The following is an 8,384-nucleotide window of genomic DNA, read 5'->3' as shown; positions in this document are numbered from 1 at the left end:
GCCATCAGAAAAAGGTTCTCGCACTGGTGCTGGCGTTCGCATGCGCGTTCACCATGTTTGCCGGTGCGGCGTTCACGGACGAGGCGGACATTAAGGCCACCGACGCTGTGAACATGCTGACGGCGCTGGGCGTTATCGAGGGCAACCCCGATGGCTCTTTCAAGCCGGATGCAACCGTTACTCGTGCGGAAATGGCGAAGATGATCTTCGTTGTCCGCAACAACACCATTGATGATTCGGCTTACGAGAACAACTCCTCGAAGATGACCGACATCAGCAGCCACTGGGCCAAGGGCTACATCAAGTTCTGCGAGTCCCAGGGCATCATCGCCGGCTACGGCGACAACACCTTCCGTCCGGACGCGACCGTAACCGGCGTGGAAGCGGCCAAGATGCTGCTTGTTCTGGCTGGCTACGACGCTGACAAGGCTGGTCTGGTAGGCCACGACTGGTCCACCAACACCCTGCGTTACGCTGGCTCCGCCGGCATCCTGGACGACGTAAACGCCGGCCTGGAATCCGGTCTGCCGCGTCAGTACGCCGCGCAGATGATCTACAACACGCTGGACACCAACCGCGTGAAGTGGTCCGAGGATTCCAAGTCCTTTGACGACGTCCTCAACGGCGGCATCAAGGAGACCGTTGGCAAGGCCTACATGAAGCTGTACAGCTCTGTCGGCACCCTGATCTCCGTCGATACCGACACGCTGACCCTGACCGGCATCGATGCGGCGGAAAGCGACCCGATCAGCTCTTCCACCAACAACGGTACGGTTAGCTACCGTTACGGCGAGGAGTTCACCAAGGTCGGCACCGACTACTCCAGCCTGCTCGGCCAGAAGGTCAAGGTCATGTTCAAGGACGGCAAGACCAACTCCGTAATGGGCGTTTACCCGCTCTCTGACAACGAGGTCTACACGGTTGTTGCGAACGGCACCGAGAAGGACGGCGACAAGGTTAAGTTTGGCGGCAAGTCCTACTCTGTTGAGCTGACCAACGGCGGCATCAAGACCTACATCGACGGCGCGCTGTCCGATCCGACCACGCTGGCGCAGCTGGACGCGAACGCGCTCAACCCGAACATGTACACCTTCGTTGACGCGGACGGCAACAACAAGCTCGACACCCTGATTGTCAAGACCTACAACGTTGCCAAGGTTACCTACGCTGCTTCGGATAAGATCATCGCGGGCGGCAAGACCTACAAGTTCGCTGACGAGAACATCGACGAGAACATCGCCAAGGACGACTGGGTCGTTATCACCGAGAACCTGTATAACGACAACAAGGACATCGTCAAGGCTGACATGGCTACCGATAAGCTGAGCGGCCTGCGCGATAACAACACCAATAAGTCCATCTACTTTGACGGCGGCAAGATCCAGACCGGTAAATCCTACGACGAGTACAAGATCGGCGACGACTGGTACAAGGGCGGCGAGGATCTGGTTCAGGGCTCCCTCAGCGAGAACGACCTGAACTCTGTCAAGGCCGGCGAGAACGTAGAGTATGTTGCTGTCAACGGCGTCATGTTCTATGTTAAGAAGGCTTCCGGCACCGGCACCGGCCGCGTTGCGGACGTTGCGATGGTTCTGGCAAAGGATACCACCGGCGTAGAGGACCGCGCGAAGATCGCGTTCTTCGACGGAACGACCGATACCGTTGACGTTGATACCGTCTACACGGATAACAACGGCACGGAAGGCACTCTCTCCAACCTGACTCCTGGCGTTGTATACGAGTACAGCGTATCCGGCGACAAGTATGATTTCGAGCCGCTGAAGTCCGGCATCCAGGACGAGAAGTACGAGGAGTACTACGGCGACCTGACCTACCGCACCGAATCGAATGGCGACGAGCTGACGACGGATGACTTTGGCTCCGCTGGTCTGTCCGCGCAGGGCGATCTGGCTACTTTCGACGGCATGAAGATCGATGACGACGCGCAGGTTCTGCTGTACAGCAGCAACGATTCCAAGAAGATCACCGGCAAGCAGTTCAAGGCTATGGCCTACACCAAGGTCGTAAGCGGTAAGACTGTCTATGCGTTCTCCGGCGATATGAACGGCCTTGACCGCATCGGCGCTCTGGCTGTTGAAGTCGACAACTTTACCGGCCTGGTTAAGACCTGGAGCAACTACGGCTACATCGTAACCAAGCCCACCAGAATCGATTCCAAGACCATCACCTACACCGTATGGACCACAAACGGCAACGTTGAGGTTCAGGAAGAGAAGAGCAACATCAATGCGCGCGCTAAGGGTACCGTAATCGGCTTTGACACGCTGAACGAGAAGGACGGCGTCAATGTGATCGACGACGTAGAGGCGCTGGGTGCAAGCACGTCCAACACTGTTACCGACGACATCACCTTTACCGCTATCACCGACGCGAACTCCAAGAGCGTACAGTTTGCTGTGAAGCCGGTTGGCGGCAGCAGCACCGAGCTTGACGTTGCGGGTACGATCCTGTACATCGATTCCAACGCGGACAATGATCTTGACATCGGCGTAGAAGACGGCGAGATCAAGGATGCGCAGAAGATCGACGGCAAGTATCTGGCGAACGCGCTGGTTATCGGCAATGGCGACGACATTGAGCTGCTGATCGTCGATCAGGGCGAGTACCTCAAGAACGACGCGTATAAGGCTGACCTTGCGACTGCTTCCAACGTAATCTACGGCGGCGATGCTTCCGCGCAGTCGATCAGCGATGAGACGTTTGACAACGCTACGGTTGGCACGGCTTACGAAGTACAGAAGACGCTGACCGCCAAGAACATTGCGGATAACAAGTCTGCTTATGTTGAGATCACCGCTGGCGACAACCTGGGCCTGAACGTAAAGGTTTCCGACGTTGACGATGAGAAGATCACTGTTACCGTTTCCGGCACGCCGACCAAGACCGGCACGCTGAAGTTCAAGGTTTCCGCGGACGACGCGACCTCTGACGTGATGCAGGTTGAGGTTAAGGACGCGGCAGAAGTTGTAGGTTCTGTTGAACGCGTGAACGTATCTGGTACCGCGACTTACGGCACTATTTCTGGTGATGTTACCATCAACGCGTTGTTCAAGGACGCGGCGGTTATGACCCCGACCTACAAGATTTACCTGAAGACCGATGCTTCGGAAACGGACTTGGTAGGCGAGGCGAACGGCTTTACTAATTCGGATGCGTTCGATATGCTGAGCCAGGACAGCGAGGTTGGTACTGCGAAGTTCAAGACCAAAGCAACCACTCCGGCTGGCACTTATGTAGTCAAGATTTCTCTGGATGAGGATACCTATAAGACTGCGGAGTTTACAGTTGCACAGCTTCAGCCGACGCTTGCGGTAAAGACTGGTGAGACTTCGGGTACTACCATCAAGCTGACTGGTGCTACGGGTATCACTGAAGATGATCTGAAGAATATTACGGTAACTGCGACTGGTACTGTTGGTTCTAACGCTGATACTGATTTGGGAGTAGACGATGTAACAGTATCGAGTGGTGAAATCACCATCACGATTACGAAGACTCTGGACAGCTCCTCTCCGGTTAAGGTTACATTTGCAGGCACTTCGGCAAATGTTATCTTCCCTGCAGAAGTAACTGGTACGGCGAATGCCTAATTAGCACGAAAACCCCTCTCATACGAGAGGGGTTTTCCCTTTGCCCTGCGTTAAACGCCGATCGCTATGTAGCCATAGGTCACGCCTGACTGGTTGAAGTTGTCGCTGTTGTTAAGCTTATTGTTCTCGCTTTGCGATACGCGGAAGCCGCCGGTTTCCAGATGCGCCGGCCAACTGGAAATTTTGGTGTTTGCGCCGTCGATCATCGTCGCCATGTTGGTGAACATGCCGTAGTAGGTCATGGTCCCCGTACGCCCGACAAACACCAGATACGGCCGGAACCCGACGGAAATCAGCCGGTTTTCCGTCCCGTTGCCTGTGTAGGTGCCATAAGCACAGCGCGCTTTCTGCGGCACCGCGCTCTCCAGCGCGCTCACCCGTCCGGAAAGCGCTTGGCGCGCCTGTTCCTCGGCGGTCAGCGCGGTTTGTTCGGCTTTCGCGTCCAGCTCGGCGGCAAGCTCGTCCGAGAGCATCTCTCGGTCGATCGTGTCCCCGAACGTGTCCACCACGATGCCCTCCACCCGCGCCTCCAGCCGTGAGGCGTCGTCGCAGATTCCGTTCACCGCCTGCCGCAGCTCCTCCGGACTGCTGTCAAAGCGCGCTTTCAGTTCGTTCGGCGCGAGCGTGGGCTGGTCGGGTAGGTCTGTGATTTTGTGCTGAAACGCTGTGATTTTATGATCGCTGAATGACATGAAAAACCTCCTTCTGTTTGGGGCGGCCGGAAATACCCTCGCGCGCGTTCCTCTGACCACGCGGGCGCGCGCGTGAGGGGTTCCCTGCCCGCCGTTTGCACCGACACGGGAAAGTAAGCGTCTATCAGAATAGCAGAAACGGGAAAAAGCGCAAGGGCAAGTATTTGCCCTTGCGCTTTCCGTTTTTTCGGCTATTATAACGGTTGCTTACTTTCCCCCGCATATGAAAAACCAGACGGGGCGGCTCCGCCCCACGCGCGCCCGCGCGCGCTGTCCAAAGAACGCGCGCGGACGGCACCGACAAAAAGGAGGAAACCATGTCTTTTTCTGACCACAAGATCACGCAATTCACGCACAAAATCACAGACCTACCCGACCAGCCGAGCCTGCCGGCAAACGAACTGAAAGCGCGCTTCGACAGCAGTCCGGAGGAGCTGCGGCAGGCAGTGAACGGAATCTGCGACGACGCATCACGGCTGGAGGCGCGGGTGGAGGGCATCGTGGTGGACACGTTCGGGGACACGATCGACCGAGAGATGCTCTCCAACGAGCTTGCCGCCGAGCTGGACGCGAAAGCGACCCAAACCGCGCTGACCGGCGTTGACAGCCGCCTGCAGACCGCGGAAAACACCCTGCAAACGCACACCACGCAGCTTACCCAAAAATCAGAGTTGTATTTCGGCACCTACACAGGGACAGGTACAAGCGCAACAAAAACCGTTTCGCTTGGATTCACCCCGAAAGCCGTATTAGTGGTGGCTTATCAGTCCAAATATGACGGAGAATACAACCGCACCACCGTACAGCTTGCCGTGCAGGGGGCAAACGCAAAAATCGTCAGCATTGTGTCCGGCGGGTTTACGGTTACCAATGAACTGAACGATTCCACGTCATCCGCAAACCCCTATCGCTATCTTGCGCTCAAATAAAAAGGAAAATCCCCCCGGAAACCCGGGGGGATTTTCAATCACATATTACGCAGTGATGGTCACATAGTAATAAGCAGTCAGGGTATCAGTTGTAGCGTCATAAGACGAAACCAGCGGACCAGTGGTGACCAGATTCGCCGAGGAACTGCTCGCCAGAGAGATAGTAGCCGGTGCGGATACACCCGTCAACGTATAATTATCTGCCGCAGAGATGACAACCTTAAATGCGATCTGAGTATTTGCCTTATAGGAAACATTCGAATCCATTTCATTGCCGTTGCTGACCAGATACCACTTCTTATCAGATTCGATAGTGCCAACGCCAGTTCCGGTCGCGGTAGCTGCCAGCGAATCCAGGGACGGAATCGCAGCGTTCGTAACCGTCGTCACATCGACATTCGAATCTGCCAGCGCAGTAAGCGTTGCCGTTGCATCCGAAACAGTAACATTTACAGTGGCTTCTGCATCGCCGCAGGTAAACTTCACCGTATATTCGCCAACCGGTGTGTTCGCTGCAATCTTGATCTGGTAAGTAACTTTATTATCACCCTTGACAATCGTCAGCTTGTGCGTATTGTTGTCAATAGTATTGCCGGAAGAGTCCAGAACCGTAATGTTAGCGTTCGAAGTCGTAACCGTAACATCTTTAGCCGCGTCTTTAGTGTCGATGTTTTTAGCCGTCAGTGTCTGCGAGCTAACCGTCTGATCGCTGGTGCTGAACGTCTTAGCAACATCGCTATCGGCAGTCAGGCTCTGCGCCGCAGTATCGACCACATACGGGTTATCAACGAACTTGCCCTTTACGTCGATAACAATCACTTCAAAGTCATCGCCGTTGAGCAGGAACAGCACGCTTGCGTAATCCGAGGTGATCGGGGAGCCGTTCATGATGCCGATGTTGCCGCCCTCCGCATTTGCGCTGTAATCGTTGTCGGAGTTGACGTAGATCACGGTCGTATCGTCTACGATGTCATGCTCGCCATATGCTGCGCTGTTGTCCGCAAACGAGGTACCCGGCTGCTTGGTAACGTTCAGGGTCTTGTCGTTGTCAGACTTGCTCTCGATATTGGCGACGCCCATCTTCTTCAGGCTGACGTCGCTGATCTTGTTGTTGTTTGCAGTGTCGATGGACTTGTAGCCGATGACCAGACCAGCCTGGCGGTTGGTCAGCGAGCCGGTGTAATCCTCGGTAACCTCGATCATCTCAGAGCCGGTCCAGATCGGGTAGGAGATCTGGTTGTTGCCGCTGTTGACGGCGCGGTCCAGAATGTAAGCGTAGTTGTCGTTGGTGTCCAGATTCTTGTAGTTATCCAGATTCTTCACCTTGACTGCCAGCGCGCCCACGCGGGTCAGGCCGTCCATATCGCCTACGAATACGGCGGTAGCCTTGGTGTTAGCATCATTGTCCAGCGTCAGGTTCTTGAACTGCTTGCCGGTGATGTACTTGCGGTCGCCGTCAGCGTACAGCATAACCTTGGCGCTGTCAGCGATCTTGTAGGTAGAGCCACTGATCGTGATGCTTTCGTTTTTCTGGTTCTTGACATCATTGATACCGGTGTCGTACGCGGTGAAGTCGCCGTAGTAGTCCTTATCATTAGTGTTCAGCGCGGTGAAGGTGTACTCGTCGCCCGATACGGAGAACTCGTAAACCTCGCCCGGGGTCATAGCGGCCGTGGTGTCGCTGTCGATGTCAACGGTCTTCTTGGTGCCGTCGAACAGGGCGATGCTGGCCTTATTGGTGCCGACAACCTTGTCGGTGCCGAGGATCATCGCCACATCGGAGATCTCGCCGTTGGAGCCGGCAGAGGTGCGCTTGACGTAATACAGCACGCCGTTGACTGCGACCGCCTCAACGCTGTCGCCCGCCTTCACGGTCTTCAGGTCGGGGGCGTTGTCGCCATCCTTTGCAGCGTTGTACCAGGTGTCGTCGATCTTGTACTGGTCGAACTTGCTCTTGTCAGACAGGGTGCCTTCCTTGGTAGCGGTCAGCTTGCCGGTGATCTTATCGGCCTTGACAATGGTCTTGCAGTCATTGTAGCGGTCGTAGGAGATCACAGCCCAGTCGTCCTTGGCGATATCCTCGTCGATCTTCTCGTCAGCGAACTTGTAGGTCTCGCCGCCGGCAACGATCTGAGAGGAAGACGCATAGGTGACCTTGGCCGCGGTGTAGTCGGTAACGATGACCGTATCGAGCTTGCCGTCCGCGTCAGAGTCGATGAACGTCATCACGTCGGAGGACTGGTCGAGGTCTTCGAAGTACGAGGACTTCTTGACCTCATCATCCTCAACATAGGCGGTCTTATCGCCGTCAAACTCGGTGATGTATACCTTAACGGCATCGTTTACCGTCTTGGTATTGGAGGTGGCAGTATGGTCGATCGCGTCGGTCTTGAGCGAGTAGGACTTGCCGCCGAACTTGACCTTGGCGCCATCCGGCTCAACCTCGTTGGCGTTTACGGTGTAGACCGTGTTGTCGGAGAGCGCATAAACGCCCAGGACGTCATTGGTCTTGCCGTCCTTGAACATGACCTTGACCTTCTGGCCCAGCAGGCTGGAGTAGTCGGTAGCGACCTTGGTGAAGTCGGTGCCGTAGGTGTACACGACGTTGCCGCTCACCGTCTTGGAAGAAACGGGATCGCTCTCCGCACCGTCGATGTTGGTCAGCGCGATGGTGTCGCGGTCAACGTCGACCAGGGTACCGACAGAGCTGTACAGCTTCATGTAGGCCTTGCCAACGGTCTCCTTGATGCCGCCGTTGAGGACGTCGTCAAAGGACTTGGAATCCTCGGACCACTTCACGCGGTTGGTATCCAGCGTGTTGTAGATCATCTGCGCGGCGTACTGGCGCGGCAGCCCCTGCTCCAGGCCGGCGTTTACGTCGTCCAGGATGCCGGCGGAGCCAGCGTAGCGCAGGGTGTTGGTGGACCAGTCGTGGCCTACCAGACCAGCCTTGTCAGCGTCGTAGCCGGACAGAACGAGCAGCATCTTGGCCGCTTCTACGCCGGTAACAGTCGCGTCGGGCTTAAAGGTGTTGTCGCCGTAGCCGGCGATGATGCCCTGGGACTCGCAGAACTTGATGTAGCCCTTGGCCCAGTGAGTGCTGATGTCGGTCATCTTCGAGGAGTTGTTCTCGTAAGCCGAATCATCAATGG

General features: G+C 55.9%; 4 protein-coding genes. 2 read left to right on the top strand and 2 right to left on the bottom strand.

What is annotated here, in order from left to right:
* Window positions 1-3,611, top strand: a 3,611-nt coding sequence (locus ACYQ3S_RS15180) for an S-layer homology domain-containing protein (protein WP_459690187.1), incomplete at its 5' end; no start/stop codon positions are given.
* 50 nt (window positions 3,612-3,661) lie between these two features.
* Here ACYQ3S_RS15180 and ACYQ3S_RS15175 read toward each other — a convergent pair.
* Window positions 3,662-4,303 carry a hypothetical protein gene (locus ACYQ3S_RS15175; protein ID WP_459690186.1) on the bottom strand — a complete coding sequence of 214 codons (642 nt, stop codon included), beginning with the start codon at window positions 4,301-4,303 and terminating at the stop codon, window positions 3,662-3,664.
* Between the two features lie 317 nt (window positions 4,304-4,620).
* Here ACYQ3S_RS15175 and ACYQ3S_RS15170 point away from each other — a divergent pair, with 317 nt between their 5' ends.
* Window positions 4,621-5,232 (top strand): hypothetical protein, encoded by a 612-nt coding sequence (locus ACYQ3S_RS15170; protein ID WP_459690185.1) that lies wholly within the window; start codon window positions 4,621-4,623, stop codon window positions 5,230-5,232.
* Window positions 5,233-5,277: 45 nt separating this feature from the next.
* On the opposite strand, the gene ACYQ3S_RS15165 is transcribed toward ACYQ3S_RS15170, so the two are convergent.
* Window positions 5,278-8,384: S-layer homology domain-containing protein (locus ACYQ3S_RS15165; protein WP_459690183.1), on the bottom strand; the 3,107-nt coding region annotated here is incomplete at its 5' end.

The organism is Agathobaculum sp. TL06 (genome assembly GCF_054658635.1).
Note: the sequence above shows the minus strand (reverse complement) of the source record. Positions and strands in the feature narration are given on the sequence as shown.

Bases quoted from the DNA above. Each gene is read 5' to 3' on its own strand.
- ACYQ3S_RS15175 (WP_459690186.1), bottom strand. From the start codon at position 4,303: ATGTCATTCAGCGATCATAAAATCACAGCGTTTCAGCACAAAATCACA.
- ACYQ3S_RS15170 (WP_459690185.1), top strand. From the start codon at position 4,621: ATGTCTTTTTCTGACCACAAGATCACGCAATTCACGCACAAAATCACA.